The sequence below is a fragment of the Bartonella sp. AS69XJJH genome, from assembly GCF_042195585.1.
Lineage (GTDB): Bacteria > Pseudomonadota > Alphaproteobacteria > Rhizobiales > Rhizobiaceae > Bartonella.
Genome location: NZ_JBHIOO010000005.1, coordinates 114,401 through 132,566 on the forward strand (window position 1 = coordinate 114,401; position 18,166 = coordinate 132,566).

Below are 18,166 nucleotides of genomic sequence, written 5' to 3' on the forward strand. Positions count from 1 at the left end.
AGCTCGAATAGAGCTACCTTCATACAACACAGAACACCCCACACGTGTCACTGTATTGCACGTTCACCCAAGACATCTCTTACATCCCAAGACATCTCTCACAGCACGGGATTGTACATGCCATCCCAATATATTAAGCTCTTGTAAATAAAGCCCCCAGACAACTATAAGATCTTCAAACTTGTTATAGAGATCTATTTATACCACCGTCTTTACGCTTCATAAAAAATAAAAACCGCCCCACCTATATTTTTCCGCCCCCCAATATTACGATAGCTCTTAAGCCACTTGGGATGATTAGTAAGAGGCATGCTTCACGCCTTTTTTCAAAACGAACATAGCAACCTCATATGACATGAAAAGAAGTAATTTTAATAGATTTAAAATAAGAAAATTTATGATACTTAGATTTCTCATTCAACAGAGAGAATGTTAAACTATTATGATAAATCGATATATTAGTAACAATCTCTTCATTCTAAAAAGCATCTTCATAAGAGCATTTTAGATCAGAGATAGGAATAAGCTCAAAACGCACACCGCCACGAACATCCCACACTTTTTATAACAATATCTTTTGGCATAAATCATTTCCCTCTAAAAACACTTTTTGTTTGGCAGCCTCCCCAAAAAAGAACGAAAATTTTTAAACTCTAGCGATCTGTAAACAATAACAATCCAGCTTCTTGTCTAACGCGTTCTCCCTGCTTACTTCCGATCACCCCCGCTCAAAGGACAGATTTCATAAGAGTTGTTATTTCCTCCCAACGTCTCAAAGGACGATGATTCTTATCAGCGACGATTTGTAAATAATCCACTTTCTCTGGGCAGATTCCACTCAGCTTCCCCATTTATATGATTTACTCACATAAGACTCGACGAACAAGCCTGCTTAAAGCTATTCTCCCCTGTCGCTAAAGTCCATGCGTCATCATTTTATCCGTCTACTACCTAAGGTGTTTTATCACATGCAACATATTGATTAATAAAGATAAGTATTCTTCAACTTGAATGATAGCTCTCAATATCATCAGATTCTTTCATTTCAAATCTGTTTTCTGTTGAATCAATCAAAACCCTTTTCTTGCACATCACATAGGACTTGCACATCACAAGGAAAGAGAGCCTGCGTAGCGTAAAACTGTACAAAAAAGGCACGCCTCTCTTATAGTCCGTCTCAAGTGCTAAGAGCTTATTGCAACACCCACACACTAGCAAAGCATATGAGAGTACCAGTTTATTACGACACGGCGCTGTTTTACCGCATAATGGATAATTTCACCTTTTCAGTTTCTCGCACTTCCAATTTTGGCAGATTGCGCACAATTTTCATTGTTTCCAAGCTTACAGTAATAACCCGCTGAAACAATTCCAATGGATAAGCTGGATTACCCACCGTTTCAACAGCATAGCGATTGGCATCATTAACAATCCCACTCGCTTTATCCGTTTTGACAATCTGCCGTTCCATAACCCATTCAAGAGCAGGCCTGCCATTGACCACATACTCATAAGCTTCAAGAGGAATATTCTGCATCGTGATATGCGCATTATAAACCACTGTGCTCTTATCAATAGCACCACGCTTACCAGCAAATTTCATCGCTTCAACACGATAGAAACTCTTCTCATCAGAAACCATCCAAGTTCTTGGATCACCCTGTTTATAGGTAACAGGATAGGGCTCAACCTCTTCATAATTCATATGCAAATCACCAAGCTTTCGCCCCGCTGTTACAAAAGCCCAAAAATCCTCTACTCTTTTAACTATTGGAATACGTGGCAATTCTTTAGACAAATTATGCGCATAACGAGAACGATAATCCTCAGAATGCAAAATCCCATAAACATAATAAAACAAATCATCCTTTGTTATCATTTCACCAGGATATGCTGCCCTAAAATATGCCAACCCTTCATCCGTGAGAGCATCACGCCGCTGCAAACCAGCTTCTTTGCTTTCCTCTGCAAAATTTGCAAATAAATGAACCTGATCTTCCTCTTTATCTAAAGACTTAGTATCTTCATAAATATATCGTGGAAAACATTGACCAGTATCCATTGTATGAAAATTAGGTAAACTCTTAGTCATAAGGACAGAAAAGCCATTGCTTGCTCCAATTCCTGTGACTTGTATTACCCTGTTTCCAAACGCTTTTTCTAAAGGAAATATACGTGGAATTTGAAAGACTCTATGGTTAAAAACACGATTATAATAGAGCCATTGTCGTGTAAAAGGACGATAAAGACTTTGAACTAAGCAATTATTTTCAAATTCAGAAAACTTTCCTCTTACTAATTCTTCTTTAAGGCTACTGCTCCAACTGATCTTTCTAGCATCTGTATTGACAAAATCATTCACAGCATTTGCACGTGTCTTTCGGTCAGAATGTGCATAATAAGTATTATTAAAACGTTCCACTTCACTATTATAGAAGGCAATCATATTGCTCATATTCTTCGCTAGATCTTCACGGCTTGCATTATATGCCCAAGCATCACGACTAGTTTGTACACCACCAGAAAAATCTTCAAAGAGCTTTTTATCACTGCCCTTCTTATCACCTAAGGCTAAAAATTTTTCAAAATCACTGTTCCGCTGATCCAGCCAATCACCATGCTCATCTGGTGTAAGCATCTTCCAGCCGTGTTCACACTTGATACCACCAATACTCCCCAACCTCTGAAGTTCACGGAGCTTCTCTTTTGCCGTGAGATAATCTCCAATATCACGAAAATATATTTTCCCACGCTGTTGAGATTCGGGATTTTTTACGAGAATAGAGATAGCAATGGGAGCTCGAGATCCAGAGCCAAAAATTTTACCCCCTTCTTTTCGAGAAAGTTCTCCAGAAGTTCGTTGATTCCCCCGCAAATGGAAAATATAAAGGCTGCTAAATTCCTCGACTAAACATTTTCGTAAACCATCCGTAGAATGACTATTGATAAAACTTGCATTTGTCACAAAACCAATAACACCACAGTCTTTTATGCGATCACTCGCCCAGCGAATGGCACGAATATAACTGTCATAAAGTCCATTAACATTGCTCGCTTTGGATTGAGCGGCATAAGTTTCACGAATGCGGTTATCCAATTTAGGATAACCAATATTTTTCGCATTGTCGTTTTCACTTTTTTGCCCAGAAGAATAAGGGGGGTTGCCAACAATAACACGAATATCCAGTTCCTTCTGGCGTGAGCGACGTGTGCTGTTATCCACCAGCAAATCACTGATCAGGTCTTTTTCTTGCTCATAAAGCTGGAATGTATCGGTTAAACAAATTCCCTCAAAGGGAATATAATCTCCCCCCATAAGACCATGATAAGTCGTCTCAATATTAATGGCTGCAATATAATAAGCTAAAAGCACGATCTCATTGGCATGAATTTCATGACAAAATTTGTGTTTCATCTCCTCTGGTTTTATCAAACCCGATTGTAAAAGCCGCGTGAGAAAAGTTCCCGTTCCTGTAAAGGGATCCATGATATGCACATCAGATGAGCCAAGCGTTTGCCCAAATTCTTGCTCTAAAACATCATTGACAGAGTGCAAAATAAAATCCACAATCTCAACGGGGGTATAAACAATGCCTAGTTTCTCTACAGTACGTGGAAAAGCATAACGAAAAAACTTATCGTAAAGCTCTACAATCAACCTCTGTTTTGCTTTTGGATCCGTAATGCCACTGGCGCGTAATTTTACACTTGTGTAAAATTTCTCGAGATCTTTGGATTCCTTATCGAGATTCGCCTCATCAAGCACATCAAGCATACGCTGCATAGCACGCGATACCGGATTCTCACGTGTGAACTGATACCCTTCAAACAACACCTGAAAGACAGGACGCGTGATAATATGCTGTGCCAACATCTCAATCGCATCAGCCTCTGTAATCGCATCATTTAAATCATCACGCAGTTCTGCTACAAACCTGTCAAAGGCTTGACGCGCCTCAGTGTTTGGCTCTGCCAGAATACCTGTTAAGCGCGTGATATGATTCTTAGCAATTTCAGCAATGTTGCTCGCCCAATCTTCCCAATAATCACGTGTCCCACATTTCTTGACGATCTTTGCCAAAATCGCACGAGAAATTTCATCCACGCAGAAAGAAAGCTCCTCATTTACCTGATCTGTAAGAGTTAAATCATATTCCGGTGTTCCAATTCCCGCTCGTGCGGGTTGTGAGCGAACCGGAAGATTGTCTACAACAGCTGTAACAGCCTGTAACTCAGTGCTCTGCGTGACGCCAATAATCTCAATCACATTGCTGATATCTTGGCTCAACGATGCCTTATTAATCGTCGCATCAAAACGATCATCATGCGCACGCAAAGCATTTAAAATTTGCCAAACAACCCGATATTTATCATTGTTGTTCAAAGCCTGTTCCACTGGAATCCCAGAGGGAATACCAATTGGCAAAATGACATACCCCATCTTTTTGCCCTCAGAGCGACGCATCACCCGCCCAACCGCTTGCACAACATCAATCTGGCTCTTGCGTGGATTTAAAAACATGATCGCATCAAGAGCCGGAACATCCACCCCCTCAGACAAACACCGTGCATTGGTCAAAATACGACAAACATCTTCACCACTATCAGCTTTCAGCCAATCAAGTAATGCACCACGATCCTTCGCATTGAAAGTGCCATCAACATGCTCAATTTCACACTTCAGAAAGTGCTCATTTTCCGTATCCTCTTTCGTATATTCAAGATATTCTCTAACAACCGCAGAAAATTCATCACACACCAGTTCAGAACTTTCAATAGTTTTACAAAACGCTAAAGCACGACGCATGGGGTGTGGATCCGCACCAACATCAGCCTTCAGATCTTGTTTTGTCAGCGCCTTATAACAGCCAATAATCTTCGTAGCATCATCAAGAACAAGCGAAGACTGGTCATCACTAAGACGCTTCTGAACAGCTGAACTGACCAATTTTTCGTCCATTGCTAAGACAATAACCTTATAATCCGTTAAAAGATCATTCTGTACTGCCCAAGAAAAACCCCGATAAAAAAGTGTTTTACCAAAAAGCTTTTCATCATCCATCGAAGCAAGAACAACATTGGCTTCATTCGCGCGACTTTTTGCATTATCACCAAAAATACGTGGTGTTGCTGTCATATAAAGGCGCTTCTTGGCACGAATAACATCATTAGAATGCACCTTAACAAAATTGGATTCATCCTCTCCAACCAGCGTTGCCCCTGTTGTACGGTGCGCTTCATCACAAATAATAAGATCAAATATTGGCAAACCATACTTTTTCTGAGCATCCGCAACCACCTGAATCGAGTGATAGGTTGCAAATACAACGCTCATCTTATCTGCAACACTCTTACCCGCCTGTTCTGCAAGTTTAGCAGCATTGGTTGTTGCTGGAAAAGCAAGATCAAACACATCAATTTCAGCAACATCATCACTATTTTTACGACGCTTTCCCACTTGTGTATCTGAACAGACAGCAAAGGATCTCAATCCGATTTCTGCATCTGTTGTCCATTCACGAACCGTCTGTGACATCAGTGCCAAGGAAGGAACAAGAAACAAAACAAACTTGCCTTCACCCGCTAAATCCTCAGCAATTTTAAGACTGGTAAATGTCTTACCAGTACCACAAGCCATAATAAGCTTACCCCGATCTGCTTGAGCAAGCCCAGCACGCACATCACGCAACGCCTCCTGCTGATGTGGACGGATTTTCTTTTTATCCTCCAACACAACTTTGCCCTGGGCTGCAAAAGTTTCCCAACGGATCGGACTTTGTTGTATATTGGAAAGATTAATCCGTATAACAGGAATATCCTGCCCCCGTATCATTGTTTCAGCGTTATCACTCCAAGCACCTTCAGTACTATCTATAATAACACGCCGCTTGAATGGAGCTTTCCCTGATGCCGAAATAAAACTATCAATATCTGCTTTTTTAATCCGATATGCGGCATCATAAAATTTACATTGGATTGCCGCAAAACCCTCTTCATTACGAATCTTTGCCACAAGATCGATACCAGTATCATGAACATCCCAATCATTTTCACGAGCCCAATCTTTAAAGGTTTGAACCTTTTCATAACATCCAGACTGAAGAGGATCATGTGTTAGATAAGCAAGAGCAAAACGCTCAAAATATGTACCTTTGTCCCGTTCGGTACGCGCTTTATCACGATAGGTCTGTAAAAGCGATTGTAGCGTCGTCATGCTTTTCTCCCTATTAAAAACATCTTCAATTATCGAATCGAGACCTATTCATTAATGCCTCTTGTTCTACCCAAAAAACTTAAAAAAAGCTTAAAATTGCTTGATTTTAAGACATTTCTTCTATGCTTAATTAAATCAACAAGAGAGAATCTTTTGATCCTTTTGAGTATCCCCCAAATCATATGATGCATTTAGTGATGTCTATATCCCTATGGAAATAAACGGTAAGGCGTGATGATTTTGAAAATACTTTTTGCCTTTTGTTAAGAATACAAAATAAAGTGCGCAATAATTTTAGGATTTAGCTTAAGAATGAGAGAGAGGGGAATGGATACGACACCTGAGAACACTCAAGACACCAAGGAAGAAACTCCACACACAAAACAGCGCATTTTACAAACGATCATGCATATAATTTCACTATAATACGAAAAATATTAGTCGTGATATTCAAAATTTTGATTTTTGAAATATTTCTTTATCTTTTGTTCTTTAGTAGACTAATTATTCGCTTCTTATACTTTATAGCGGGTGGTTTTAGAATTCTTTTTTATCTGTATCGGACTTGTAACAGGAGGGAGAATACCATACCAACTAGATATACCATTGCTCATCACTAGCGCCATTATGTTCTTTAGCAGCATAACTGCAGCTTGGTATTACGATGTTCTCTTACTTCATCTCACATCTGCTGAATATGAGCTTATTCTTTTTCAATAAATGAAAGCCCTTTCATTCATACATCATTCAAAATAAGAAGCGATCCGCCTCTCAAACTTTTTGTATTCCTCACCAAACTCATGAAATCAAACCCGCATCTCACGGTATTAGTTCTTAAGATCGGAGCGCCCCCTACCGAGTATCTGTCGGCATCCTTACCCTAGAAACTCAAATGGCTTGTTTATCCTTCAGCTCCAAAATCATGAGATAAGGCAGAAAAAAGCGATGCCTTAAACAAAATATTCTAAAGAAAGCTAAGTTACTCGCATAAAGGAACAGAAAATGGCTGTGTCTTAGGGCACATTTTAAAACTTGAGCACAATCATAATTTATTTGCATAAACCTAAAAACCTATAATTTGCACCACCCTCTGCAAAACCAAAAGTGAGAAATCCTCATAACCTCTTTTCCGAAAATCTTAAAAAGACTAAACGAAACCTCTTAAACTACTCAGCTATCTCGATACCAGTTCATTTTTTTGGAAGAATGGAGGTTTAAACTGTTTTTGGCATCAACCTTCTTTTTTGTTCTTTTGTTTGTTAGCAGATATACTTATTCACTTCTCCGCCTCTTTTTAAATTAAATCTTAAAAATCGTTGCGCAGTATATTTCATTTGTCCTCCCCTTCACATCTCATAAGACGAAGATTTTTAACAAAATTCAGTCTGCAAGCAATCTCATTCTAACGGGTTCCATTTAACTTCTCCTTAATAGGATTTACTTCCATAAGACTCGACAAGAAAGATTTAAAAATATTCATCATGCATTCTCAAAACATTTAATACCTCAAGAAGGCTTATATGCCTATCATATCTCACATGATGTGGCGCGCTATAAGAAACGTTCACCTCTAGTGGTACGCTCCACTTATCGAATAAAACATTTTCTAATATAGAGCAGCGAATAATACTAAACTTCCCATTCATGTTTTGCTTCATAAACGTTTCATCCAAGTGGAAAACATCACAACAAACATGCCCTTATTGATACAGCCTAATCGCGTGAGAGGGCAACAACAGGGTCAAGCCGTGAAGCTTGCCGCGCTGGTGAAAAGCCAAAACATATTCCAATGAGGGTTGAAAAAGTAAGAGACATAAGGACTGATTCAATGGTATAAACCAAATGGATAGGTGCCTTAAACAGAAGAAACAAGCCACCGATAGAAAATCCAAACAAGATCCCCAAACCACCACCAATCACACAAACCAAAATCGCTTCAATGAGAAATTGCTGCAAAATATCACTTTGCCGTGCACCAACTGCCATACGCACGCCGATTTCATTAATCCGCTCAGAAACGGTGACCAGCATAATATTCATCACCCCAATACCTCCCACAATCAATGAAATAGCTGCAATTGAAGAAATTAAAAGTGTTAAAACATTTGTACTCTCCATAACACGTTCACGGAAGAATTCAGAATTTCTAATGAAAAAATCTTCCCCGCCATGCCGCATAATGAGAAAACGTTTCACCATGGTCTCCGCTAAATGTGAATCAATATCATCAGCAACCCTAACGGTAATTGCACGAACTTCTGTTGTGCCAAGAAAACGCGTCTGTACTGTTGTATAAGGTAAATAAAGCTGTAATGTATTCGATGTGTTTCCACTTGCTTGGTTTTGCGAATCAACAACACCAATAATACGCGCTGGAACATTACCCACAAGCACCACCTTTCCAAGGGGGCTTTCATGGCTATGGGGAAAAAGAATAGACAATGCTTCTTTCTCAATCACGAGATCAACCGCCCGATCATGCACACTTTTTTGATCAAAAAACTGTCCTTTGAAAATTTTAAGCCCCTGTGTCTGAAAAAATTGTTCCCCCACCCCCACAATGACGGCATTGACTTCAACTGCGCCAAAACGCACTTTCGAGCTTGTTGAAATCTGTGGTGTTACACCAGAAACATAAGGTAACCCAGACAAGGCTTCTGCATCAGCTTCAACAAGACTTGTTATTTTCTCTGCTTGTGGATCAGAAAAACTTTTGCCAGGAAAAATAGTTAATGTATTAGCACCCAAACTTTTAAAATTTTCCAGAATCTTCTCTCGTGTACCATTCCCTAAAGCCACCATAGCAATAATCGCCCCAATACCGATAATCACCCCAAGCATTGTTAAAAAAGTTCGCATTCGATGTGCATTCATTGCTAACAAAGCCATGACAAACGCCTCACGGAATCGCTCAACAAAAGAACGAAAAAAGCCCAGTTTTTGTTGGCCCTTTAGATTTTGTTGTTCCTGAAGAGATTTTCCACCAACTTTTGTTTTTGCAACCTTTGACCGCTTATCGGCAATAATTTCCCCATCACTGATTTCGATAATACGCTCTGCTCTTTCAGCCACCTGCATATCATGGGTTACAATGATAATGGTACGCCCTTCTTGATGAAGTTCATCCAAAATACGCAATACTTCTTGCCCACTCTTTTTGTCCAATGCACCAGTTGGTTCATCTGCAAGAATAACCTCCGCATTATTCATGAGCGCACGGGCAATAGAAACACGTTGTTGCTGACCACCGGAAAGCTGATTTGGACGATGATTGACCCGATCACCCATGCCCAAACGCGTTAAAAGATCTTGTGCACGCTTTTTCCTTGCTTCCACGGCACATCCCGCATAAATAGCCGGAATTTCAACATTACCAAGAGCTGTCAATTCATTCAACAAATGGTAGCGCTGAAAAATAAAACCAAAATGATTACGTCGCAAAGCCGACAATTCATCAGCAGAAAGGGAAGCTGTTTCTTTACCAGAGATCCAATAACGGCCAGAAGTTGCCCGATCAAGACAGCCTAAGATATTCATCAATGTAGATTTTCCTGAACCAGAAGCTCCCACAATCGCTACCATTTCACCACGTTTAATGGTAAGATTGATATTTTTCAAAACGGTAACAAACGTTTCGCCCGCGGGAAATTTGCGCACAATATTTTCCAAGACGAAGACAGCATCTGCTTGGTTCGTGTTCATGGTTTAACTCTCGTCTTCGCTATGCATGTTAGAAGACTCTGGCATCACTCCATCAGACGAGCCGGTGATGACAACATCACCCTCGTTAAGTCCTGAAACAATCTCTGCCATAACCTTGTTATTCAACCCAACGCTCACCTGTTTAGTAACCACCTTATTTTCCCCCACCAAAACAGAAACCCATGCTTTACGCTCTCTTGTCTCATCGCGTAAAGCATCACTTGGAACCAACAAGACATTCTGCGCGCGCCCTAAGATAATATGAACTTGAGCAGTCATATAGGTTCGCAAAAAATTGTCCGCATTATCAACATGTAGAATTCCATTGTAATAGATAGCCGACGATATTAAAGCACTAGAACCGCCCACCATACCAGGATTAATACTCACATCAGCACGAATTGCTTCAGGAGCCGGTTCTACCTTTTCTAAAACGCCTTCATAACGACGCTGAGAATTACCTAGAACTGTAAAATAAAGTGGTTGTCCAGCTTGGACTTTAAGAATATCGGCTTCTGAGATTTGCGCCTTGATCGTCATCTTTGATAAATCACCCAAAATAACAATTGTTGGCGCCGACTGAACCGCATTCACATTTTGCCCTTCTTCCACCACTGTTGCCAAAACCGTTCCCGCTGAAGGAGCCGTGATGCGTGTATAACCTAAATTAACCTCTGCACTTTCTACATCAATTTGTGCTTGCACAATCTGCTGACGAAGTTGTTCAATTTGTGCCTCGCGTATTTTCACCTGTGTCGTAGCCTCATCGAGGTTCGCCCGTGAAATCGCACGTGTTTCGATCATTTTTTTCTGACGCTCTAAATTTTTCTGTGCAAGAGAAAGATAGGCTTCTTGCTCTACTAAACTCGCATAATAATGCGATAATGCTGCTTTTTTTCTTTTTAAATCATTTTCCTGATCTGTAGGATCAATTTCTGCCAAGAGATCGCCTTCTTTCACAACACTCCCAGGGGAAACGCGCATTGACACCACACGCCCTGTTGCACGCGCACCAACAGCCACCAACCGATAAGGACGCACAAGACCAGAAGCTAAAACACTTTCCTCAATATCTCCACGCTTCACCACTGCTGTGATATAAGTTGGAGTAGATGTTCCAAAAAAAACAGAACGTAAACACAACAAGAGAATGAGAAATATAGCAGTTAAAAAGAAGGAAAGTTTTTTGTGTTTTGTAATGAAATTTTTGAGTAAGTTTTTTTTCATTTCCCTACCTTTGCACGCGAACGAGGTGCATTATCAACGACTTCTGGACGCGATACATCAACAACGCCATCCCAGCCTCCCCCCAATGCTTTCATCAACGTGATATATTGCGTAACCAAAGAAACACGGCTATCTTTAAGCGCCATTTGTGCAGAATAATAAGAGCGATCAGCATTTAACAATTCAAGAAAACTAGTATTTCCATTCTCAAAAAGGCTCCGTGAAAGTTTTAAGGAATGAAGAGACGCTTTATTCGCAACGATTAGCTTTTCTAAGCGTTGATGTTCCTTCGTTAATCTTACAAGCGCATTTTCTACATCTTCTAAAGCCTCCAACACAGCAGCTCGATAAGCAATAAAAGCTTGATCACGCTGTGCACGCGCTACCACAATAGAAGCCTCAACCTGACCTCCATTAAAAAGAGGAAAACGCAGACCAGGTCCAAAAGACCAGCCAATCGTTGAATTTTTCCATAACTGATCAATTGCCGTTGCTGCTGTCGAAATATTACCTGTTAAAGTAAGTGATGGATAGCGATCTGCTTCACGTTGACCAATTCGCGCTGTCGCTTGCGCATATTGACGCTCCGCCCGTCGTAAATCCGGACGTGTTAATAAAATATCAGCCGGAATTCCTGCTGGTATTGGCCAATGTGGTTGTGGTATCTTTGCATGCTTAGCATTTTTTTGTAAAAGATCCTTCAATGCCGTCGGCACACGACCTGTTAAGACAGAAAGGCGATGAACGCTCATTGCTAAATTCGCTTCCATCTGTGATATATCTGCTTCTGTATTTGCCATTTGTGCTTGCGCATTTGAAACATCGAGCTCTGAAACATCACCAGCTTTTAATCTAGCGCGCATCAATTCATAGGTTTTACGTTGTGATACAGCAATTTGCCGCACAATAAACAACTTTTGTTGCCAACCACGCATTTGCACATAATTTGTTGCCACATCTCCAAGCAGTGTCACCATGGTAGCGCGCATATCTTCCACAGCCGCATCAAGACCATAACGCGCTGCTTCAACCGCTCGTTTATGCCCACCAAAAAAATCAAGCTCCCAGCTTGCATCAAAACCACTACTATACTGGTTTAAAGACACATCAGACTGTCCAGAACGACTACGGGTTCCTGAAATTGAATTGGACACATTTGGCAAAAGAGTTCCCACAACCTGTCCCAAACCCGCACGCGCCTCACGTACCCGCGCTTTGGCAACAGCAACATTATTATTTCCAGAAATCGCGTAATCCATTAACGCATCTAGAACAGGGTCATTCAAACGCCGCCACCATCCGGCAAGCGCAACTGACTGCCTTGCAATCTGTGCAGATTTTTCTCCCCAAACTGCTGGAACACGAAAAGATGTTTTCTGGTAATTAGGACCAACCATACATCCTGACAAAAGCAAACACAACAAGACACTAGAAAATAATCCACGAGAAGCGCCCCATTTGAGATTTCTGATATACATTCAGTCTCCCGCATTCTTTCAGAATCATTATTTAATATTAATACTTTATTTACCTCTTATTTCAAACTTGACGTGAAAAATCAAACACAGTTTGCACAGGAATATGATCTGAAGGACGTTCCCATCCGCGCGCATCACGAAAAATCGAAAGATCTACAACAAAAGGTACTAAATCTTGAGAAGACCAAACATGATCAAGCCGCCGCCCATAATCGGTAAATGCCCAATCGCGTGCACGATAACTCCACCATGTGTAAAGCTTGGTAGGAACAGGGATATGCAACCGCATGAGATCAACCCATCCACCTTGACAACACAAAGCTTTTAAACGCTCGGTTTCAATGGGAGTATGGCTTACAACCTTCAACAATTGCTGATGAGACCAAACATCCTCTGCCAAAGGAGCAATATTCAAATCGCCCACCAAAAGAGAAGAAAGACCATCTCCTTGATCAGCACAAATGGAGGACATTTCTTCTAAAAAATCAAGCTTATGCCGAAATTTTTCATTCACATCAGCATCAGGAATATCTCCCCCAGCAGGAACATAAAAATTATGAATCCGCAAGCTTCTCCCATAGGCTTCCACAATAACTGAGATATAACGGCAATCTTGGTTTTGGCAAAAGAAACGCTTTTCTACCTTTTTAAAAGGCAAACGAGAAACAATAGCCACCCCGTTATAAGATTTTTGTCCACTCAATGCGATATGCTTATAACCCGCTGCTTCAAAAGCCTCCACTGGAAATAAAGCATCTGGACATTTCGTTTCCTGTAGGCACAAAACATCTGCGGAAAAGAGTTCCAAATACTGAAAAACCTGTGCAAGACGCAAACGAATAGAATTAATATTCCAAGTTGCAATACGAAAGAACATCCATTTCAATCCCAATGAAATAACACAGCACTATTTCTTCGAAGGAAGTGTAAACATTCCATTAGCGAACCGGACGTCTGTCCGCACATTCATAATCTGCACAGTAGTTTCCAAATTTTGTTGGTCAACAATTGTCCACTGCCGCAAAGCAGAGCCTTTAGAATCAAAAACCATCCTTATTTGCCCTGCCCCAATCGTTTTATCACGCAGAACAATCGTCACCGCCCCTGGATCTTCGCGAAATGCGAATAACCGCCCAGAAGATACATCAATTTTATCATCTAGCAAAAACTTCATTGGCGTTTGCGAAAGTTGTGAAAAATTCCAAGTATTCAAAGCCCGATTGTTAATACCTACAAATTGGCCATCTGCAATAATCTGTAAAGGCATTTTTTTGTAAATGAAACGAATTTTCCCTGGGCGCTCTAAATAAAATGTCCCCTGAGACATTTTCCCCTTTGGACTAAACTGGATAAAATCACCTGTCATTGTTTTGATTGCCGCAAAGTGATTTACAACATTTTGCGCCTTTATCACTTTATTAGATGCTTGCGAAAAAACAGGAAAAGTGAAATACCAAAAGATAATAATTCCCACCAACCCAAAGACTCTTCTTTGCGGCAAAAAAGACGTTTTCATAAAAAATGCTCCCAAGCAATGCTTAATTGACTTTATAATTTATAACTTAAGTGACCAACGATGAATAAATACCCTTCTTTATAAAATATAAGATATTGTTTGAAAAAACTATCAAAAGATTTTTAAAAGTATTCTTCTTCGACAGTCTCAAAAACTTTCCGCTTAACCATATCATTTACTAGACTAATGATACCTTCTTCTTCCATCTTTTCAATCAATGTTGTGGCACGATTATAATCAATACCTAAAAGACATTGAATATAAGAAGCTGAAGCCTTACGATCACGAAACACAATAGCAACAGCTTGACTATAGGGATCATCTACTAAAGAAAAAGATAAAAAACATCCTTCTTTATTTCTTGCAAGCTCTTGCGGTATCATTTCCAAATAATCAGTCTGCATTTAAGTTTCCGAAAGCATCCAAATTCCTGCTTTTCTAAACGCATAATATATTCTTTCCCACTCCTAATCTATGAAACAACATAAATTATAGTCAATACATAACGGATTAAGTACTAAGCATATTGCTCGCGAATCTAAAAGCTTTTTTAAGTGGCAAAAATGCTTTTTTGACTTCCTTCCAACCCAAAAGAATAAAAATTTCCACCGGAACCAATCTGTAAACAGTTTGAAGTTTAGCAGATTTCACTTAGCTTCCTACCCCATAGATTCATTTATATAAGGCTCGACAGATAAGCCTTGCCCTAAATATTTAGAGCGCACTTTAAAAGACACTTAAATATCAAGACTTACATGCTTTTATACCCCTACATTCGCAATGACATTATTTTATACCAAGATATTGATTTATAATAAATTATCTTTTTAACTTAAATCATAACGCCAAATACAGTAAGATTCTCTCATCTTATACTCTCTCATATTGAATTAATTCACATCATTTGCTTGCACGTTACAAGCAAGGTTGGTGTATGGATAAAAGTTATATGAGATATAAGAATCCCCTTATAAAGAGTCTCAAGTGCCAAGGAGCTATCGCAAATCGAGAACTGGTATATGAAAATGCAGACTTTCTACGATACAGTAGAATAAACACTTGTTTTATAAGATATTATAAAAGCAACTATAAAGATTTTTCAAAAGCGTTCTTCTTCGGCAGGCACTAAAATTTCTCGTTTCCCTGCGTGATTTGCTGGACTAATGATACCTTCTTCTTCCATCCTCTCAATCAATGTCGCAGCACGGTTATAACCAATGCCTAAACGGCGTTGAATATAGGAAGTCGAAGCCTTACGATCACGAAGCACAATAGCAACAGCTTGGCTATAAGGATCATCTTCTGAAGGAGAAGCCAAAGAAACATCGGCACCATCCTCTTCAACTTCTTGCGTAATTGTTTCCAAATAATCCGGTCGTGCTTGTGCTTTGAGATGCGCAACAACCTGCTCCACTTCATCATCCGCAACAAAAGGACCATGCACACGTTGAACACGTCCTCCTCCCATCATAAAAAGCATATCTCCTTGTCCCAATAACTGCTCAGCCCCCTGCTCGCCTAAAATTGTTCGGCTATCGATTTTTGAACTCACTGAAAAAGAAATACGTGTAGGAAAATTAGCTTTGATCGTCCCAGTAATAACATCGACAGAAGGACGCTGCGTCGCCATAATTACGTGGATACCGGCAGCACGTGCCATTTGTGCTAAACGTTGAACCGCGCCTTCAATATCTTTACCAGCAACCATCATCAAATCAGCCATTTCATCAATAATGACAACAATATAGGGCATAGGACTAAAATCAAGCGTTTCCGTTTCATAAAGAGGCTCTCCGGTCTCGCGATCAAATCCAACTTGAATTGTCCGCGCCATTGTCTCTCCCTGACTTGCTGCTTCCCTAAGACGTGCATTAAACCCATCAATATTACGAACGCCTAATTTTGACATTTTACTATAGCGCTCTTCCATTTCACGCACAGCCCACTTTAAAGCAATCACGGCTTTTTTAGGATCTGTCACCACGGGTGTTAATAAATGAGGAATGCCATCATAAACTGAAAGCTCAAGCATTTTCGGATCCACCATAATGAGACGACATTGTTCAGGTGTCATACGATAAAGCAATGATAAAATCATTGTATTGATAGCAACAGACTTTCCCGATCCTGTTGTACCAGCAACCAAAAGATGGGGCATTTTTGCTAAATCTGCAATAACAGCTTCTCCCCCGATTGTCTTACCCAAAGCAAGTCCTAGCTTTGCTTTGCTGTCAATAAATTCTTGCGCCTGCAACATTTCTCGTAAATAAACCATCTCACGCTTTGCATTAGGCAATTCTATTCCAATCACATTGCGTCCTGGAACCACCGCAACACGCGCCGAAATCGCACGCATTGAGCGTGCAATATCATCTGCCAAACCAATGATACGGGAGGACTTAATGCCAGCAGCCGGTTCAAATTCATACAAAGTTACCACCGGTCCAGGACAAGCATCAATAATTTGCCCCTTGACTCCAAAATCTAACAAAACCCCTTCAAGTTCCTGAGAATTTGCTCTTAAAACAGCAGGAGAAAGTTTTGCATCCCTAACAGACGGCGGTGGAACCGAAAGATAATCTACAAGAGGAAGAACAAAACCACCATTTGAAGAAGCTGTTAAAGACTTTCGATTTTTAGCAGGAGAAACATAGGCTTTATTTTGATTTTCCTCACACTTTACTTTTTCACCCAAAAAAGTTGGCTCAATCCGATCAAATGACTTTCCTTTCCCTTTACTTTGAAAACGCCTTTTGAAACAGAACAAACGAAAAAAACGCGCTTGTAAAAAATAAAAAAGATGTAAAAAAGCGCCGCAAGTTGTCGCAAAAAAACCATGATTTTCACGTTCATCCTCTGCGGCATATTCCGTATCTTCTTCCAACTCAAAAACTGGATTAACGATTTCGTCTTTTGGAATACTTTTTTCTTTTCTTTTCTTTGTTCGACGCCGCCATATCACATTGCCAGCAAAAGCAGCAGTAAAAAACCCTAAAAGAATAAAAACAACACTGAAAAACACCGTGTAAGGAGGAGAAAGAAAAAGAGGAAAGACTGAAGAAGCAACACTTAAAACTTTATCTCCTAAAACCCCTCCCAATCCCATTGGCAATGGCCAATAAGTAAAAGAAGCAACAGGTGACATAAGGGCAAAAGCAATTAAAAAACAAATGGTTGATAGCACCCATAAAAAAAAGCGAAAAGTCAAATTGTAGATATTCTTTTGCGCCAACAAGAGAAAAGACCAAAATAACGGCGGCAACAAAACAGCAAGACTTGCCAAGCCAAAAAACTGCATAATAAAATCTGAAAAAATTGCCCCCATCCACCCCATAAGGTTTGTAACCTCATTTGTACTTGCATGGGTTAAAGATGGGTCCGCAACATTCCACGTCGCCAAAGCAAACACACAAAAAATAATAAAGCCCAAAAGCCCAAGCCCAATAAACACCCCTATCTGACGTAAAAACATCTCAATAAGACGCGAACTTTGAGAATTTCGCACTTCTAATGAATCATAAGGAGAAGAACTTCGGTGCATCTATCAATTCCAAATACAAAACTTTCATATTTTAAAGAGTTATAACTCCCTCTCTCTCTTAAAAAGGATGAAGCTTAAACTCTATGCCGATTTGTAAACAAATAGCCTGTAAACAATCCGACTTCTCATCTAGCGCGTTCTACCTTCTAACCACTTCATATCATTCATATACTACCACTCTAAGAGACAATCCTTCATAAGGCGGATAAAAAGCTTTTCCTGAATATTTATCACACGATCAACCAAAAAATACCTCATGTGTAAAGTGTTACATGGGTGCTACAGCACCTTCCTAAACAGATGATGTTTTTTACGCTACATCATGATAACGGCAAAATATGAATACTGTTTTAACCATCACGAATGAACACAATTTTTTATCTATCATACTAACTAAATGTCCCCCTTCAGAACAGGTAACACTGAAGTAACTCATACAACTTAAAAATACACGACCACCTTTGTTTATTTTTAGTTTTCTTTTTTAT

The 18,166-nt window shown here is 39.9% G+C and carries 7 protein-coding genes and 1 pseudogene; all 8 read right to left on the minus strand.

Features of this window, described 5'->3' with window-relative positions; translation table 11 throughout:
• Positions 1-1,258: 1,258 nt before the first annotated feature.
• Complete coding sequence (locus tag ACFIK6_RS04050) at positions 1,259-6,214, minus strand: DEAD/DEAH box helicase (protein ID WP_375641878.1); 4,956 nt, start codon at positions 6,212-6,214, stop codon at positions 1,259-1,261.
• A gap of 1,713 nt (positions 6,215-7,927) precedes the next feature.
• Complete coding sequence (locus ACFIK6_RS04055; RefSeq protein WP_375641879.1) at positions 7,928-9,916, minus strand: MacB family efflux pump subunit; 1,989 nt, start codon at positions 9,914-9,916, stop codon at positions 7,928-7,930.
• 3 nt (positions 9,917-9,919) lie between these two features.
• Positions 9,920-11,143, minus strand: coding sequence for an efflux RND transporter periplasmic adaptor subunit (locus tag ACFIK6_RS04060; protein WP_375641880.1), 1,224 nt, complete (start codon positions 11,141-11,143; stop codon positions 9,920-9,922).
• Positions 11,140-12,621, minus strand: coding sequence for an efflux transporter outer membrane subunit (locus ACFIK6_RS04065; protein ID WP_375641881.1), 1,482 nt, complete (start codon positions 12,619-12,621; stop codon positions 11,140-11,142). Before ACFIK6_RS04065 ends, ACFIK6_RS04060 begins: the two co-directional genes overlap by 4 nt.
• 61 nt (positions 12,622-12,682) lie before the next feature.
• Positions 12,683-13,498, minus strand: coding sequence for an exodeoxyribonuclease III (locus tag ACFIK6_RS04070; protein WP_375641882.1), 816 nt, complete (start codon positions 13,496-13,498; stop codon positions 12,683-12,685).
• A gap of 30 nt (positions 13,499-13,528) precedes the next feature.
• Entirely contained in the window at positions 13,529-14,137 is a 609-nt protein-coding gene (locus ACFIK6_RS04075; RefSeq protein ID WP_375641883.1) for an outer membrane lipoprotein carrier protein LolA, read from the minus strand.
• A 122-nt stretch (positions 14,138-14,259) separates the two neighbouring features.
• A pseudogene (locus ACFIK6_RS04080) lies at positions 14,260-14,532 on the minus strand (DNA translocase FtsK); the annotation flags it as partial.
• 704 nt (positions 14,533-15,236) lie between these two features.
• On the minus strand, positions 15,237-17,678 hold the full coding sequence (locus ACFIK6_RS04085) for a DNA translocase FtsK 4TM domain-containing protein (protein ID WP_375641884.1): 2,442 nt from the start codon (positions 17,676-17,678) through the stop codon (positions 15,237-15,239).
• Between the last annotated feature and the right edge of the window lie 488 nt (positions 17,679-18,166).

Bases quoted from the DNA above. Each gene is read 5' to 3' on its own strand.
- ACFIK6_RS04050 (WP_375641878.1), bottom strand. From the start codon at position 6,214: ATGACGACGCTACAATCGCTTTTACAGACCTATCGTGATAAAGCGCGT.
- ACFIK6_RS04075 (WP_375641883.1), bottom strand. From the start codon at position 14,137: ATGAAAACGTCTTTTTTGCCGCAAAGAAGAGTCTTTGGGTTGGTGGGA.
- ACFIK6_RS04060 (WP_375641880.1), bottom strand. From the start codon at position 11,143: ATGAAAAAAAACTTACTCAAAAATTTCATTACAAAACACAAAAAACTT.
- ACFIK6_RS04055 (WP_375641879.1), bottom strand. From the start codon at position 9,916: ATGAACACGAACCAAGCAGATGCTGTCTTCGTCTTGGAAAATATTGTG.
- ACFIK6_RS04070 (WP_375641882.1), bottom strand. From the start codon at position 13,498: ATGTTCTTTCGTATTGCAACTTGGAATATTAATTCTATTCGTTTGCGT.
- ACFIK6_RS04065 (WP_375641881.1), bottom strand. From the start codon at position 12,621: ATGTATATCAGAAATCTCAAATGGGGCGCTTCTCGTGGATTATTTTCT.
- ACFIK6_RS04085 (WP_375641884.1), bottom strand. From the start codon at position 17,678: ATGCACCGAAGTTCTTCTCCTTATGATTCATTAGAAGTGCGAAATTCT.